Below are 15645 nucleotides of genomic sequence, written 5' to 3'. Positions count from 1 at the left end.
CGCTTATGACGCTTTCTGACAGCACCTCCCCCCTCGCCGTCGACATCGACACCCTCCAGGGCGGCTCCGCCGACCTCTCCCAGTACACGGGCCAGGCCGTTCTCGTCGTGAACGTGGCCTCCAAGTGCGGGCTGACCCCGCAGTACAACGGGCTCGAGAAGCTCCAGGAGCGGTACGCGGAGCGCGGCTTCACCGTCCTCGGCGTGCCCTGCAACCAGTTCCTCGGGCAGGAGCCCGGCAGCGCCGAGGAGATCGCGGAGTTCTGCTCGGCGACGTACGGCGTGACCTTCCCGCTGACCGAGAAGGTCGAGGTGAACGGCGAGGGCCGGCACGCGCTCTACGAGCGTCTGGTCGGCTTCGCGGACGCCGAGGGGCACACCGGGGACATCCGCTGGAACTTCGAGAAGTTCCTCATCGGCCGCGACGGTACGGTCGTCGCCCGCTTCTCGCCGCAGACCGAGCCGGAGTCGGACGAACTGGTCGCCGCGGTGGAGGCGCAGCTCGCCGGTTGACCTTGTCCCTGGGGCAGGGCTGAACCTCCTGATCACCGGGCGGAGGAAGCCGCCCGGTGACGGAGGATGAACCGGTGACCGACGAACTGCTCACCATCGGCGCGTTCGCCGCGCGGGCCCGCCTCTCGGCCAAGGCCCTGCGGCTGTACGACCGGCTCGGCCTGCTGGCCCCGGCCCAGGTGGACGAGGCCAGCGGCTACCGCTACTACCGCCCCGGCCAGGTCGAGCGCGCCCGGCTCGTCGCGCTGCTGCGGCAGCTCGACATGCCGCTCGCCCGGATCGCCGAGGTGGTCGAGGCGGGCGGGGCCACGGGCGCGGACGTACTGGCCGCGTACTGGGCGGACGTCGAGGCGCGGGTGGCGGGGCAGCGGACGCTCGCCGAGTACCTCCGTGGACGACTGTCGGGGAGGAGCTCCGAGATGTACGGGAAGTTCGTGGTGGAGACGGTTCAGCTGCCGGAGCAGGTGGTGATCGCCGAGAAGCGGCACACGCTGGCGGACGAGCTGCCGGCGTGGATCGGGGCGTCGCTGGGGCGTCTGGAGGGGGCCTCGCGGGAGTGCGGGGGCGTGACGGCGGCGCCGTTCGTCGTCTACCACTCCGAGGTCTCCATGGAGAGCGACGGCCCCGCCGAGTCCTGTGTGCCGGTCGCCGACGAGGCCGCGGCACGGGCGTGGGCGGCGGAGCACGGGCGGGCCCGGGAGACCCAGGTCCGCGTCGAGCCGGCCCAGCGGTTCGCGTACACGCGCATCACCAAGGCCCAGGTGGCCCATCCGCAGATCCTGGCCGCGTTCGAGGCGGTGGAGGAGTGGATCACCTCGCAGGGCCTGGAACAGGCCGGGCCCTGCCGGGAGATCTACTTCGCGGACTGGGACGCGGCGGGACCGGACGACGCGGTGTGCGACGTGGCGTTCCCGGTCAGGTGAGCCGCACTCACTTCAGCTCGTCGGGGCACGGCGTCCCGCGCGGCAGCTGATACGGCGCCGCCAACCGGTACGTCCCCGCCTTCGGCGCCAGCAGTTCGGTCCACTTGTCGCCGTGGACGTCCTCCTCCGTCTCCATCAGACAGCCGTTGACGTTGTCGTACGACTTCGGCTCGCCGTCGGGCCGGTCCTTGGACGCCTCCGTCTCCCGGGGGCCCTCGAGGCTCTTGCCCTCGGCGTCGACGATGCTCAGCCACGGCGAGTAGGGGATGCGGACGAGGATCCGGCCCGGCTTGGTCACCTGGAGGGTCCACTCGCCCTGCTCGGCGCGCTCGACGACCGCGTCGGGCTCGGCGAGCGGGGCCGGGTCGGTGACCTTGAACAGCTGCCAGTTGGCGTCGCCCCAGACCTGCTTGAGGTACGGCATCCCGCGCTGCACGAGCTCCCGCTCGCGCTCCCCGCCGTCCCCGTCGGGCGCGTCCTTCGGCAGCACCACGAAGTGCACGGCCCAGCGGCCGAGCCACTCGTGGTAGTTCGCCGAGTTCAGGGTGTCGTCGTAGAAGAGCGGGTTGCGCTCCATGTCGGCCTGGCGGTTCCAGCCGCGGGCCAGGTTGACGTACGGGGCCAGCGCGGAGGCCTCGCGGTGGGAGCGCGCGGGCACGACTTCGACGCGGCCCTTCTCCGCGCCGACCCCCTGGAGTTCGTTGACGAGCGGGGCCAGTTCGCGGGCCCAGGAGGCGGCCGGGGTGGTGTGGACGATGTCGTCGACCGACTTGAACCCGATCCAGCCGGTGAACACGGCGATCGACAGGACGATCGCGTACCACTTGCGGGAGCGCGGCACCGCGAAGGGCAGCGCCGCCACCAGCACGACCCCGGCGAAGAGCATCGGCAGCCGCGAGATGTTGGTCCCGATCTGCGAGCTGATCAGCCAGACCAGGACGACACCGAGCGAATACACCCCGGCCGTCAGCCGGACCGTCTTCCACTGCTTGGGGACGAGCACGCAGACGAGGACGCCGTACGAGAACGGCAGGATCACCGAGCCGAACCCCATCGGCTGCGTGCCGGAGAACGGGAAGAGCCAGGCCGACACCGCGACCACCGCGGTCGGCGCGAGCCCCAGCGCCCACGCGCCCGGCCGCCGCTTCTGCAGGAACAGCGCCGCGGCCACCAGCCCCACGAACAGGCCCGCCACCGGCGAGGCCATCGTCGCGAGCGCGGCCAGCGGGGCCGCGCACAGCGCCTTCGCCCACCGCTTGTAGCGCCAGCGGTGCGGCCAGCAGAACACGACGGCGACCGCGCCGAGCGCGAACGCCGTGCCCAGACCGAAGGTGACCCGCCCGGAGGCGGCGTTGCAGAGGAAGGCGACGAGCCCGGCGAGCGCCGCCCACAGCGGGTTCTGCACCGACCGGCTGCGGATGAGGATCATCGTGAGCAGCCCGGCGGAGATCGTCCCCGCGATCATCATCGTCGTACGGACACCGAGAACCGACATCAGATACGGCGACACCACGCTGTACGACACCGGGTGCATCCCGCCGTACCAGGCCAGGTTGTACGCCGAGTCCGGGTGGCGGCCGACGAACTCGGCCCAGGCGTCCTGTGCGGCCAGGTCGCCGCCGCTGTTGGCGAAGGTGAAGAACCAGACGATGTGGAGCACACCGGACAGTGCGGTGAGGGAGAGGACCGGGTGTCTCAGCAGCCGCTCACGCAGAGCGAGGAAGGCGGTGTACGCAGCCGACGGCTGCTCCTCCGCGGGATCCTCCGCAGGACTGCTCGTGCGTCCCCCGCCGTCACGCGGCGCGGGCACACGTATTCGCGGGCCGGTTCCCGGGCCCGGATCGGCGTCGTCGGCGCGTGTCGGCTCGGCTGTGGCCACCTTCAGGCACTCCCCGTGTCCCGTCTTCTGTTCTCGGCCCCGTCCCGTTCCGGCCATGTTCACGGCTGCGTCTCCGGGAGCGGCGACCTGCCCCGATTCGTGACGCTAGCACGCAGCCCGCCGCCGGGCGCCCTGACGGGTACCCGGTCGACGGGGTGCATACAGGATCTTCGCTCCTCTTTTGCCGTACGAGCCGCTCTACGGGTCAGCTGATGCGCGTCAGCTTGTCCGTGAAGCCCGGCTCGACGAGGTCCTTCTGCAACGCGACCGGCACCTTCACCGCACCGGCCGAGGCGTCACCCACGGTGAGGGTGCCGACCTTGGTGCCGGCCTTCGCGGTGTGCGGTACGTCGTCGGCGGCGAAGGTCAGCTTGACGGTGAGCCCGGACCAGCCGACGGCCGTGACGTCCTTGGTGGCGACGACCGGGGTCCTGCCGCCGAGGCCGTCGTCGACGTAGCCGACGACATCGCCCTTCTTGAGGATCGTCGCGGACTCCAGCGCGCCCTGCGCCGCCCGGATCAGCTGGTCACCCGAGGTGAGGGCGGCGCTGAGGATGGTGTTGTCCACACCACCGGCGGGCTGGCGGACGACGGCGCCGACGATGGTGCGGGTCTCCCCGTTGACCTCCTTCTTCGCCGCGAAGAGGAGGTTGCCGAGGGCGGAGGTGGTGGTGCCGGTCTTGATGCCGACGACGTTGTTCTTGCCGACGATCTGGTTCCAGTTGGGGTGGTTGACGCCCTTGTAGTCGTCGTACGACATCATCGTCGCGACCTCGCGGAACGCGGGCTCCTCCATCGCCTTCTTGCCCAGCTTCACCTGGTCCACGGCGGTGGAGACGGTGGTGTTGTTCAGACCCGAGGGGTCGGTGTACGTCGTGTTCGTCATCCCGAGGTCCTCGGCGGCGGCGTTCATCTTCTCGACGAACGCCTTCTCCGAGCCGGCGTCCCAGCGGGCGAGGAGCCTCGCCACGTTGTTCGCGGATGCGATCAGGATGCTCTCGAGGGCCTCGCGCTGGGAGATGGAGTCCCCGGCGGTCACGTTCACGGTCGATTCCTGACCGGCCTTGGACTGGACCTCGGCGGTCTGGTCGATCTTGATCTTCGGGCCTGCGGCGCCGCTCTTGAGCGGGTGGTCGCGGAGGATGATGTACGCCGTCATGACCTTGGCGACACTGGCGATCGGGACGGGCTTCTGGTCACCGGAGGAGCCGAAGCTGCCGATGCCCTGGACGTCGAGGGCGGCCTGGCCCTCCGCGGGCCACGGGATGTCGACCTTGCTGCCGTCGAAGGAGTAGCTGTCCTCGGCGGTGAGTTCGAGGGTGGGGGTGGGCAGGGGGCGCATCGCCTGTGCGACCGCAAAGACAACTGCGAGGAGCAGGACGAGGGGGGTCCAGATCTTGACCCGCCGGAACGTGGTCCGCAGCGGTGTCTGCGGGGGCGGCGGGGTGTTCGTGAGCTCGGCCAGCAGGTCCAGCGGGGGCTTGGGCGGGAGGGGCTGCTGGGTGGTGCGCTCGGGGCCGACCTGGGGGATGGCGGTGGTGACGTCGGGCTTGAGCGCGACGAACTTGCTGGGCAGCTTGAGCATGGTCGTGGGCTGGTCCACGCGAGCCTTCGGCGCGGGCTCGTCAGCCTTCTCCCCGGGCTCACGGGCATCCACGGCGTCGCTGGGGTCCGCGCCGGCACGGGGCCCCTGCGCGGCCTCCGCACGGGCGTCCACGGCCTCGCTCGGGTCCGTGGTGGCGCGCGGGTCGGCCGCAGCGTCAGACTTCGCGGCGCTCGCCGGTCGCTCACCGTCCTTGGCACCCGAGTCCGCCGCCCCCGGAGAATCCCCGGACCGCACCCAGGCGGCCACAGCAGCACGCAACCTGGCGTCGCCGCCGGGTTCACCCATGGCCCCGTCAGCCGCCGCCGATCCCTCCACGTCCCGCGAACCCTCGGCACCGCGGGTCGGCGCGGAATCCTGAACGCCCTCGGCCCCGGCAGGCGACGAGTCCTCGGGCGCCGCCGAAGCCTCCACGTCCCGCGAACCCCTGGCACTGTCGGTCGGCGCAGCGTCCTGGACGTCCTCGGCCGGCGGCGCGTCCTCCGCGCCCTCGGCGTCCTTCGAGGGCCCGCCCTCCACCTCCGCAGACCCTGCGGCGCCCTCGGCTCTGTCGGTCGGCGCGACGTCCTGGGCGTCCTCGGCCGCCGTTGCATCCCCGGCACCCTCGGCGCCCTTCACGGGCCCGTCCCCGGCCTCCGCGCCCTCCGAGACCCCGGCACGGCCGTCCGCAGCCCTCACGGCGCCCTCGGCCCCGGCAGACGCCGACTCACCGGCCGCCGCCGAAGCCCCCGCGTCCCGCGAACCCGTGGCACCGCCGATCGGCACCGCGTCCTGGACATCCTCGGCCGCCGCCGCATCCCCGGCGCCCGTGCCCTTCACGGGCACGCTGTCGGTCGCCGCGGCGCCCTCCGCACCCTCGGTAGCCTCCGAGACCCCGGCACGGGGGTCCACAGCCCCCGCGGCGCCCTCGGCCCCGGCAGACCCCGACTCACCGGCCGCCGCCGAAGCCCCCGCGTCCCGCGAACCCCCGGCACTGTCGGTCAGCGCAGCGTCCTGGACATCCGCGGCCGCCGTTGCATCCTCCGCGCCCTCGCCGCCGTTCGCGGGCCCGTCGTCGGCGACCGCGCCCTTCGAGACCTCGGCACCGGCCTCCGCAGCCCCCGCGGCGCCCTCGGCCCCGGCAGGCGCCGACTCACCGGCCGCCGCCGAAGCCCCCGCGTCCCGCTCACCTGCGGCACTGTCGGTCGGTACGGCGTCCTGGACATCCTCGGCCGCCGCTGAATCCTCCGCGCCCTCGGCGTCCTTCGCGGGCCCGCCCTCGGCCTCCGCGCCCTCGGTCGGTACGGCGTCCTGGACGTCCTCGGTCACCGGTGCCTCCTTCGCGCCCTCGGCGGCCTCCGGGAGCCCGGCACCGGCCTCCGCAGACCCTGCGGCGCCCTCGGTCGCGTCCGGGGTCTCGGCGTCGGCCGTGGCGTCATCGGCGTCGCCTGCTCCGGCCTTCCCGGCGTCCTGGGGGCCCTCCGTCGCCGTGGTGTCCTCGTCGGGCGTGCCCGGAGGGGTCGGCTTCGGCTCCTGGGCCGCGGCTCGGGCCTGGGCCACGTCGCGGGCCGAGAAGACCCGTGTCGCCGTGTCCACGCCACCGCGGGCCGCGGGCGGCTCGGTGTCGCGGGCGACCGCGAGGCGCGGGTCGCGCACCTCACCCCGGGCTTCGGGAACCGGACTCGCGCTCCCCGACGTCGGTTCTGCCGACGACTCGCGCTGCTTCGACCTGTCGGGGAACTCGCCCGCCACCGATGCCTCCTAAACCGTGAACGCGTATGGACCGCCTCGCCCCGACACCGCTCCCCCACGGTGTCCGAACCATGTACCAGTGTCCTGTGTGAGGGCTTGGCTCCTGCGGTAGACGAGAACGACATACCTACCGGTTCCACTACAAACAGGTCACGCACCCTCGACAGACCAATGTGAGAGGGGTCACCCTGTCTTTCATCCACGCGGGGAGGCATGGATGGGCATGAGCCGCAGAACACTTCCGGAGGAGCTTCTGCTACTGGCGCTGGACCCGGCCACGGGTACCACCGCACAGCCGCAGTCGCTCGACCTCGGTCTGGCCGGAGCACAGCTAGTGGAGCTGGCGCTGGCCGGACGGATAGCCCCAGACGGGGATCGTATCGCCGTGGTGTCCCCACGGCCGACTGGAGATCCAACACTGGACTGCGCGTTGGAGTTGCTGCGAAGGCGTGGCGCTCCGGTACGCGCTATCCACTGGATTGGCGGGCCGCGTCTCGGGCTGCGCCAGACCTATCTCTCGCATCTGGAGCGGTGCGGCATGGTGCATGCCGTGGCGGGCCAGATGTGCGGAGTGCTGCCGACGACTCGCTACCAGGCGAGTCAGACCGAGATCAGCCGGGAGATCAGATCCCGACTGGACTCCGCGATCCGCACCGGCGTACCGCCGGACCCGCGGACCGCGGCGCTCGCCGCCCTGGCGCACGCGGTCGGCCTAGGCAAGCACCTGTATCCGGGCAACGAGGGACGCTCCTCTCGCTCCCGGCTGCGGGACCTGATCAGGCACGACCCCATGGGCGGTCTCGTGGCGCACGCCGTGATGGACGTCCAGAACGGTGTGGCCGCGCAGCCACGCCGCAGCCCGGCCCCGACCGGCCGTCCGGCCGGACCAGGTGCCAGGCAGGCACCGGAACCCGCCCGCGGCGTTCCGGTGCAACCGCGCCGCGGCGCCATGGCGCGTGTCGTGGCTCACTGAGCCGCAGTTCCACGGCACGACCGACGTAGCACCGCACCACGCACCACACGCACCTCCGGCGTACCCCAGACCCGGTATCGGGAGCCGCTGGTCCGCGCGGGGCGGCGGGACCGTGTGTCCGAGAGGACACACGGTCCCGCCGTCCCGCGCGGCCTTTTTGTGCCCCGGATCAGGGCCGAGTTGTTTCCGGTAGGCGCCAACTGCCTTGTGATCATGGCGAACTGGCGCGTACGCAGCGCATATCCACTGTTTCCCAGCGGTAGAAACCACCTTGGTGGCAGTCTGCTCAACAGCAGATACGCAAAGTGGCCATTTTCGAAGGCACGCAGCCGGAGGTGCACGTTCCCGTGGCGTCCAATGTCAATCCCACCGTCAGGCGACGCCGGCTCGGCCAGGAGTTGCGCCGGCTCCGTGAACTCAAGGGCATGACGGCCGAGGAAGTCGCCGAACGGCTTCTGGTGTCGCAGTCGAAGATCAGCCGGCTGGAGAACGGCCGGCGCAGCATCAGCCAGCGCGACGTCCGCGATCTGTGCGGGGTGTACGAGGTGGAGGACGTCCGGATCGTCGACTCCCTGATGCAGATGGCCAAGGACAGCCGCCAGCAGGGCTGGTGGCACTCCTTCGGCGACATCCCCTACAGCGTCTACATCGGCCTGGAGACGGACGCGGCGAGTCTGCGCGTCTACGACCCCCAGGTCGTCCCCGGGCTCCTGCAGACCCGCACCTACGCCGAGTCCCTCATCTCCGGCGCGCTGCCCGAGGCGACGCCCACCGACATCGACAAGCGTGTCCAGGTGCGGCTGCGCCGACAGGAACGTATCTCTGCCGCCGAGAACCCGCTCCGGCTGTGGGCGGTTCTGGACGAGGCGGCGCTGCGCCGCGAGGTCGGCAACCGGCAGGTGATGATCGAGCAGCTGGAGCATCTGATCGAGATGTCGCAACTGCCGCATGTGACGGTGCAGATGATCCCGTTCACGATGGGCGCGCACCCTGGGGTGAGTGGGCAGTACGCGATCCTCGAGTTCCCCGATGCCGCCGATTCCAGCGTGGTCTACATCGAGGGCGTGACGAGCGACCTGTACCTGGAGAAGGCGCAGGACGTACAGAAGTACAGCGTCATGTACGAACATCTGCGGGCACAGGCCCTGAATGTGGACCAAAGCCGGGAATTCATCTCAAGTATCGCCAAGGACTACGCACGCTGACCCACTCTGTAAGGCGAGGCGCCGCAAGGTACACCTTCGCCCGGTCGCAGCGGAAGACCCCAATGGAATATGCCACCCGCCCGGGTGAATACTTCCTCCGCTCCCCGATGTTGGCGAGTAGCGTCGATCACGCCATCGGATAACAACGTTGGCGTAAACCCGTGCCGTGCAGATGGAGACATACGCACGCCGCGGCGACAGCAACTCAGCAACTGGCTAATCGGAGCGAAAATGGCAATCAAGCAGGGCGCCACGGACCAGTGGGTCAAGTCCTCCTACTCCCAGGGCAATGGCGCGTGCGTCGAGATCAAGTCCCCTGTCGTGTCGGCGATGGCCGTCCGGGACTCGAAGGTCCAGAACGGCCCCACGCTGGCCTTCCCCGCGGACGCGTGGAACGCCTTCGTCGGCTCGGTCAAGGCGTAAATGGGCGAGTAACCGAGCACTACACAACTGCACAAGCATCACCGAAGAGCCCTCTCGACCAGATCGCCGTCCTTGCCGAGGGGGCTCGGCTTGTGTCCCGGCGCGGGCCTACCGGAGACGGTCGACGTACGTGTCCGTCCCCGGCACGGTCGGGATGAACGGTGCCACCAACTCCACCCTCCCCAGGCCGCCCGCGGCGGCGCCGCTGATGGAGGCAGCGTCCACCGGCTTCTCCAGGCCCGTGAAGTGCTCCTCCCAGCACTCCCGCGGATCCGATTCCAGGAACCACAGCAGCGTCAGCCGGGTGTCGACGCCCTCGACCTGCTTCACATACGTCATCCGGTCGCCCGGCAGCGGCGTCGGCCTGAAGACGGTCACCATCGCCGCCGGTGACCCCGCGATCCGCTTCGGCAGGTGCCGGGACCGCAGCCACTCCAGCAACTCCTCGCGCTGTGCGGCCGATTCGGCGTCGATCACCTCGACGACCAGGCCCTTGTACGGGTGGTCGAGGGCGTGGAAGTCGCGGGGCCCGGCCGCCCCGTCCCGGTAGACCGTCGCCTCGTGGTCCTGGAACGCGGTGAAGACGTGCGTCCGGTCCTGGTAGACCCGGGCGTCCCGGTTGAGGCGCTTGTTGATGCCGACGGTCCACTTCATGTGGTCGTCGTAGCGGCCGTCGGTGATCCAGTACGTCGAGAGGTAGCACCCGGCGGTGACCGGCTGGGCGATCGCCGACTTCTCGGGGTAGCGCAGGAGCTGGAGGTCCCGGGTGGCGACCCAGCGGCGCCCGGCGTACATCCAGGGCATCGCCATCGCGCCGGCGTAGTAGTGGTCGTCCTCGTACCAGCGGTTGTACGCGTACTCGTGGCCCGGATGCGGCTCGACCATGGTGATGAGCGCATGGCCGGGGCGGACTCCGTACGGGCCCACGGCGGCCAGTTCGGCGTACGTCTGACTGCGGGTCTCTTCGCTCATTCCCTTCCCCTTCCTGGGTGGCTCGCCCATACTCTGACGCCCCGTCAGATATACCGCCAGGGTCAGGGAGGGGTCTTATGCCACTGCTCACAGGCAAGACGGTGGTCGTGTCGGGCGTCGGTGCCGGACTGGGCCACCAGGTCGCCGCCGCCGTCGTACGCGACGGCGGGAACGCCGTGCTCGGGGCGCGCACCGAGGCCAACCTCGCCAAGAGCGCCGCCGAGATCGACCCGGACGGGACGCACACGGCGTACCGGCCCACGGACATCACCGACGAGCGACAGTGCGTGGCGCTGGCGGAGTTGGCGGGCGAGCGGTTCGGGCGGATCGACGCGGTGGTCCATGTGGCCGCCTGGGACAGCTACTTCGGCGGCATCGAGGACGCGGACTTCACCACCTGGCAGTCGGTGATCGACGTGAATCTGCTGGGATCGCTGCGGATGACGCGGGCGTGTCTGCCGGCGCTGAAGAGGTGCGGCGGGTCGGTCGTCTTCATCGGGACGCAGTCGTCCGTGGCCGCCCCCTCGCAGGTGCGGCAGGCGGCGTACGCGGCCTCCAAGGGGGCCCTGACGAGTGCGATGTACTCCCTCGCACGGGAGCTGGGGCCGCACCGGATCCGGGTCAACACCGTGCTGCCGGGCTGGATGTGGGGGCCGCCGGTGCAGGCGTACGTCCAGTTCACCGCGCACACGGAAGGGGTCGAGGAGTCCGAGGTGCTGGTGAGGCTCACCGAGCGCATGGCCCTGCCCGATCTCGCCACGGACGGGGATGTAGCGGACGCGGCGGTGTTCCTGGCGTCGGATCGGGCGCGGGCGATCACCGGACAATCACTGCTGGTCAACGCCGGGGAGCTGATGCGGTGAGTTCACGTAGGTGAACCAAGGCCATCATGCCGAATACTTTTACCTCCCTTTGACCTTACGCTCACTTGTCGTGTTCACGCGACAGCGCCCACGATGAGCGCCGGGTCGAACCCCTGGGAGGGCGCACATGAACGGTCTCGACTGGGCCGTGCTCATCGGCTATTTCGGCGTGATGGTCGCGATCGGCGTGTGGTCGCACAAGCGCGTGGACAACGTCAGTGACTTCTTCACCGCCGGCGGCAAGATGCCCTGGTGGCTCTCCGGCATCTCGCACCACATGTCGGGCTACAGCGCGGTGATGTTCACCGGGTACGCGGGCATCGCCTACACCTACGGTGTCACGTCCTTCGTGACGTGGTCGTTCCCCATCGCCCTCGGCATCGCGATCGGTTCGAAGCTGTTCGCGCCGCGCATCAACCGGCTGCGCTCACGTCTGCACGTGGCCTCCCCGCTGGAGTACCTGAAGAACCGCTACGACCTCAAGACGCAGCAGGCGCTGGCCTGGTCCGGCATGCTGCTGAAGATCGTGGACGTGGGCGCCAAGTGGGCGGCGATCGCCACCCTGTTGTCGGTCTTCACCGGCATCTCGCTGAACCAGGGCATCCTCATCACCGGCACGATCACCGCCGTCTACTGCACGATCGGCGGCCTGTGGGCGGACGCGCTGACCGAGCTCGGCCAGTTCGTCATCCAGCTCCTCGCCGGTGTCGCGATGTTCATCGCCGTCGTCGCGGAACTGGGCGACAAGGGCATCGGCTTCTTCGAGGCCTGGGACCGACCGGAGCTCCAGGGCCACGGCGAGCCGCTGGTCGGCCCGTACGGCACGGTCTTCCTCCTCGCGTTCCTCTTCATCAAGCTCTTCGAGTACAACGGCGGCATGCTCAACCAGGCCCAGCGCTACATGGCCACGGCCAACGCGTACGAGGCCGAGCGCTCGGCCCGGCTGTCCGCGATCCTCTGGCTGGTCTGGCCGGTCGTCCTCTTCTTCCCCATGTGGATGTCGCCGCTGCTGGTCGAGTCCCAGAAGCCGGACGGCTCCGACTCCTACGGCCTGATGACCGAACAGCTGCTCCCGCACGGTCTGTTGGGCCTGGTCATCGTCGGCTTCTTCTCCCACACCATGGCGATGTGCTCCTCCGACGCCAACGCCATCGCCGCGGTGTTCACCCGGGACTGCGCGCCGGTGGTCTGGCGCAGGGCGCGGACGTGGAACGAGGGCCAGGGCCTGAAGGTCGCCCGCATCGCGACCGTCGTCTTCCTGGGCCTGTCGATGGCGGCGGCGACGCAGGTCAACTCCCCCGCGTTCAAGGACATCATCACGGTCGTCATCAAGTGGGTGGCCGGTCTGATGGGCCCGATGGCGATCCCGATGATGCTCGGCCTGCTCCGCCCCTTCCGCCGCTCCGGCCCGACGGCCGCGCTCACCAGCTGGTCAATGGGTCTGCTCGCCTTCTGGCTGGTCAACTACCCGATCAACTGGAACGTCGACGGCGGCGTCCCGCTCCAGTACCAGGTCTCGATCCCGCTCGCGGTGTCGCTGGTCCTCTACATCCTCATCGGCTTCGTGAAGCCGGAGGACACCCCGGAGCGGCTCGCGATCATCGAGAAGATCAACACCGACGGGGACGGGGCGGCGGCCGCCGCGGTGCCGGTGCCGGCGGGTCCGGTGGACGAGGTGGTACGGACGAAGGACTAGGCCGACTCCCGGGGGTCAGCCCCTCGGGTACCGGGCCAGCCATCCCGGGGACGACCCCGCCGGACCGTGGAGCGCGGGCCCCTGGGTCATCTCCATGGCGAAGTCGTCCGCGAGTTCCAGCAACGTGGGACGGCCCTCCAGCTCGGCCAGCCAGGCCGGCGGGAGGGCCGTTTCGCCGTGCAGGGCGCCGAGGAGCCCGCCGGTGAGGGCGCCGGCCGCGGCGGAGGGCCCGTCGTGGTTGACGGCGAGGCAGAGCCCCTGACGGACGTCCTCGCCGACGAGGGCGCAGTACACGGCGACGGCGAGCAGCCCCTCGGCCGTCCCCTCCCCCATGAGCTCCCCGACCCGCCCCGGGGTCGGCATGCCCTGCCGTACGGCGCCCAGCGCGTGCTGCAACGCGTCCGAGACGGCCTGATGCCCCGGCCGGGCGGCCAGCAGCGCCAGCGCCCGCTGCACGGCCCCGTCGAGGCTCTCGCCGCGGGCCAGCGCGTGCACGATGACGGCGTACGCCCCGGCGCAGAGGTACGCGACCGGGTGCCCGTGCGTCTGCGCGGCGCACTCCACCGCGAGCTGTGCGACGAGCTGCGGCTCCCATCCGACGAGCAGCCCGAAGGGCGCGGACCGCGCGGCCGCCTCGGGCCCCGCCTCGCCGGGGTTCTTGGGGGCCTCGAGGGTCCCCATGTTCTCGTCGCCGAACCCGACGAGCAGCGAGCGGGCGGGGTCACGCCGGGCGTACAGCCACTCCTCCCTGGCGAGCCACCCGTCTTCCTTGCGCCGCTCGTCGGGCCCCCAGTCCCGCTGGGTGGCGGCCCATCGGAGATACGCCCGGTGCAGATCGGTGGGCGGATGCCAGGCCCCTATGTCGCGGCGCACCTGGGCCCGTATGAGCCCGTCGACGGAGAAGAGGGTGAGCTGGGTGAGATGAGTGACGGCCCCGCGTCTGCCATAGGCGGCACCGAGATCGACGACGCCCTCGGCGCCGTACGCCTCCCGTATCCCCTCGAGATCGAGCTGGTCGACGGGCGCCCCGAGCGCATCCCCGACGGCGGCCCCGAGCAACGTCCCCCGCACCCGGCTCCGAAAGTCCTGCTGCTCGACACGGCCCCATATGGCCCCGGCTGTCGCACCCACCAAGACCTCCCCAGCGGCACCGCCCGCGTACACGACGATTCAGCACTGTAATCGACCAGGAACGGTCGGTTCAGGGGCGTAGGGGTATGGGGGGTGTGCCCGGAGTGGTCAGAAATGGGCCCGGGTGGTCAGGTATCACCCGTACCAAGTCACGTTGCAGACGTAGACACACTCGTGGCGAGGCACGGCCAGGAAGCTGATGAAACCGCGCCCCCCGAGGATGTCGAACTCGCGCAGCCCGCCCTCGCGGTCCAGCGGCCTGCCGACCTTCACCGAGTCATGACCAAGTGCGGCCAGCTCGGTGGCGAGCCGTTCGACCTCCGCCACCACGCCGGGCGGCAGCCCTTCTGTGACGTACTCGGCGCTCGGGTTGTAGTCCCAGGCCCAGTCCGTCACAGCCCGGCCTCCGCCTCGGCCGTCTCCCGGATCCCGCGGATCTCTGCGATGGCCGCTGCCGGGTCCTGCTCTCCCGCGTCCACGAGCCGCTCCAGCTCACGCAGCCGGGCGGCTCGCTCCGGGTGCCGCTCGATCGCCACGAAGACCGCCCAGGAGTGCACGAAAGCCCGCAACGGTGCCAGGCTCTGCGTCTGCTGCGCGTTCGTCGTGGCCTCAAAGAGGTGTTGCGTGAGCGCCGGGACCCGGCTCGGAGCAATCCGTGTGACAGCCGCCCGCAATGCGTCCGGGGTGAGTTCGGGCATGGGAATCAGCGGTCCGTACGGGCCGTCGGTCTGGGCGCTCACGGTGACCTCCGGTGCGGGTGGCTCGGTCCTCGTACGGTACCGGCGGAGTACCTGGCGCGGTGCCTGGGCGGCGCTCGTCATGGGATCGCCCTCAGCGTCTCTACGCCGCGCCGGACATGCGGCAGTCCCGGCACCGGCCTGGTTGCGGGGCCCTGAAGGCCCGCTCGCAGCCGTCGCAGGTGTGGAAGGGGTCCGGGCGGGGGACGTGGACGGGAGGCGGCGGAGGCACGATGGGGAGGGGCGGCGGCAGCAGCGCGGTGAGGCGGTGGGCCAGGAAGGCCGCCGGGTGCTTGATCGCATCCTGCGGCAGGCCGCTCGTCAGGGTCCGCTCCACGACGGTGGCGGGCACGCCCCGCTCAAGCCACGCCGCGACGTCCGGGACCAGCCGCCGTACGTCCCGTTCGGACAGCAGGAGGCGGGAGTCATGGGTACGCAGGCGGGTCAGCAGATCGGCGGCCGGTGACTTCTGTTCGGGCGTCTTTGGAGGAGCCGCAGCCGGGGCAGCGGGCTCGGAAACCGGCGTCGTCGCCGTCCGCGGCTTGTTGTACGAGGTCGTCCGGGTCGTCACTTGCCCCGATTGAAGACGCTCCCTGGCACGCGTGAGGTATCCGTGTTCCTCCAGCTCCCGCAGCGCGGCGGCGATCCGGATCTCTCCTTCCGGGAACTTCCCCGCCAACGTCTTGATCCCGATCGAAACCCCGGCGGGCAGCGACTGGATATGGACCGCGAGGCCGATCGCCATCAGCGACAACTCGGGGTGCTGGGCGAGGTGATTGCCGACCACGGTGAAGTTCTCGGTGTGGGGTTCATTCACATGGATGACACCGGAGTGGGATTGCCGGGTCTTCGCGGGCGCGGGCGCGCTAGGGTGCTTGTCAGTCATCGGGAAGCGCTTCTTCCTGGGTGATCAGGCCCTCGCAGCGGGATTGCCGTCCCCGCGAGGGCCGAAGTATGTCTGGAGTTGTTTCCGCAGACGCTGCACCACAACGCCCCT

14 protein-coding genes are annotated in these 15645 nt (G+C 70.5%); 7 read left to right on the top strand and 7 right to left on the bottom strand.

The window, feature by feature from the left end; translation table 11 throughout:
* Positions 1 to 5: 5 nt before the first annotated feature.
* Entirely contained in the window at positions 6 to 512 is a 507-nt protein-coding gene (locus QF037_RS26900) for a glutathione peroxidase (protein ID WP_307029431.1), read from the top strand.
* 56 nt (positions 513 to 568) lie between these two features.
* Positions 569 to 1435, top strand: coding sequence for a MerR family transcriptional regulator (locus QF037_RS26895; RefSeq protein WP_307029429.1), 867 nt, complete (start codon positions 569 to 571; stop codon positions 1433 to 1435).
* A gap of 7 nt (positions 1436 to 1442) precedes the next feature.
* On the opposite strand, the gene QF037_RS26890 is transcribed toward QF037_RS26895, so the two are convergent.
* Complete coding sequence (locus QF037_RS26890) at positions 1443 to 3314, bottom strand: MFS transporter (protein ID WP_307029427.1); 1872 nt, start codon at positions 3312 to 3314, stop codon at positions 1443 to 1445.
* A gap of 205 nt (positions 3315 to 3519) precedes the next feature.
* On the bottom strand, positions 3520 to 5901 hold the full coding sequence (locus tag QF037_RS26885; protein WP_444972133.1) for a D-alanyl-D-alanine carboxypeptidase: 2382 nt from the start codon (positions 5899 to 5901) through the stop codon (positions 3520 to 3522).
* A 964-nt stretch (positions 5902 to 6865) separates the two neighbouring features.
* Here QF037_RS26885 and QF037_RS26880 point away from each other — a divergent pair.
* The 3 genes from QF037_RS26880 to QF037_RS26870 all read left to right on the top strand — a co-directional run bounded on the left by QF037_RS26880 (position 6866) and on the right by QF037_RS26870 (position 9249).
* A complete protein-coding gene (locus QF037_RS26880; protein WP_307029423.1) occupies positions 6866 to 7621 on the top strand; it encodes a GOLPH3/VPS74 family protein in 756 nt (251 codons plus the stop codon).
* 347 nt (positions 7622 to 7968) lie between these two features.
* Positions 7969 to 8826, top strand: coding sequence for a helix-turn-helix domain-containing protein (locus QF037_RS26875; RefSeq protein WP_307029421.1), 858 nt, complete (start codon positions 7969 to 7971; stop codon positions 8824 to 8826).
* A 231-nt stretch (positions 8827 to 9057) separates the two neighbouring features.
* Positions 9058 to 9249, top strand: a complete 192-nt coding sequence (locus QF037_RS26870; protein ID WP_307029419.1) for a DUF397 domain-containing protein — start codon at positions 9058 to 9060, stop codon at positions 9247 to 9249.
* A gap of 108 nt (positions 9250 to 9357) precedes the next feature.
* Here QF037_RS26870 and QF037_RS26865 read toward each other — a convergent pair whose 3' ends face one another.
* Positions 9358 to 10221, bottom strand: coding sequence for a hypothetical protein (locus tag QF037_RS26865; RefSeq protein ID WP_307029418.1), 864 nt, complete (start codon positions 10219 to 10221; stop codon positions 9358 to 9360).
* A 77-nt stretch (positions 10222 to 10298) separates the two neighbouring features.
* Here QF037_RS26865 and QF037_RS26860 point away from each other — a divergent pair, with 77 nt between their 5' ends.
* Positions 10299 to 11084, top strand: coding sequence for an SDR family oxidoreductase (locus QF037_RS26860; protein ID WP_307029417.1), 786 nt, complete (start codon positions 10299 to 10301; stop codon positions 11082 to 11084).
* A gap of 127 nt (positions 11085 to 11211) precedes the next feature.
* Positions 11212 to 12780, top strand: a complete 1569-nt coding sequence (locus QF037_RS26855; RefSeq protein WP_307029415.1) for a sodium:solute symporter family protein — start codon at positions 11212 to 11214, stop codon at positions 12778 to 12780.
* A 15-nt stretch (positions 12781 to 12795) separates the two neighbouring features.
* Here the strand turns inward: QF037_RS26855 and QF037_RS26850 are convergent, their stop codons facing one another.
* The 4 genes from QF037_RS26850 to QF037_RS26835 form a co-directional block, all read right to left on the bottom strand.
* A complete protein-coding gene (locus QF037_RS26850; RefSeq protein WP_307029413.1) occupies positions 12796 to 13911 on the bottom strand; it encodes an ADP-ribosylglycohydrolase family protein in 1116 nt (371 codons plus the stop codon).
* Between the two features lie 135 nt (positions 13912 to 14046).
* Positions 14047 to 14307, bottom strand: coding sequence for a hypothetical protein (locus QF037_RS26845; protein WP_307029411.1), 261 nt, complete (start codon positions 14305 to 14307; stop codon positions 14047 to 14049).
* On the bottom strand, positions 14304 to 14651 hold the full coding sequence (locus QF037_RS26840; RefSeq protein ID WP_307029409.1) for a DUF6247 family protein: 348 nt from the start codon (positions 14649 to 14651) through the stop codon (positions 14304 to 14306). Before QF037_RS26840 ends, QF037_RS26845 begins: the two co-directional genes overlap by 4 nt.
* Positions 14652 to 14751: 100 nt before the next feature.
* Entirely contained in the window at positions 14752 to 15534 is a 783-nt protein-coding gene (locus QF037_RS26835; RefSeq protein WP_307029407.1) for a helix-turn-helix domain-containing protein, read from the bottom strand.
* Positions 15535 to 15645 lie beyond the last annotated feature (111 nt).

It is taken from the genome of Streptomyces canus (genome assembly GCF_030815415.1).
Taxonomy (GTDB): domain Bacteria; phylum Actinomycetota; class Actinomycetes; order Streptomycetales; family Streptomycetaceae; genus Streptomyces; species Streptomyces canus_F.
Note: the sequence above shows the minus strand (reverse complement) of the source record. Positions and strands in the feature narration are given on the sequence as shown.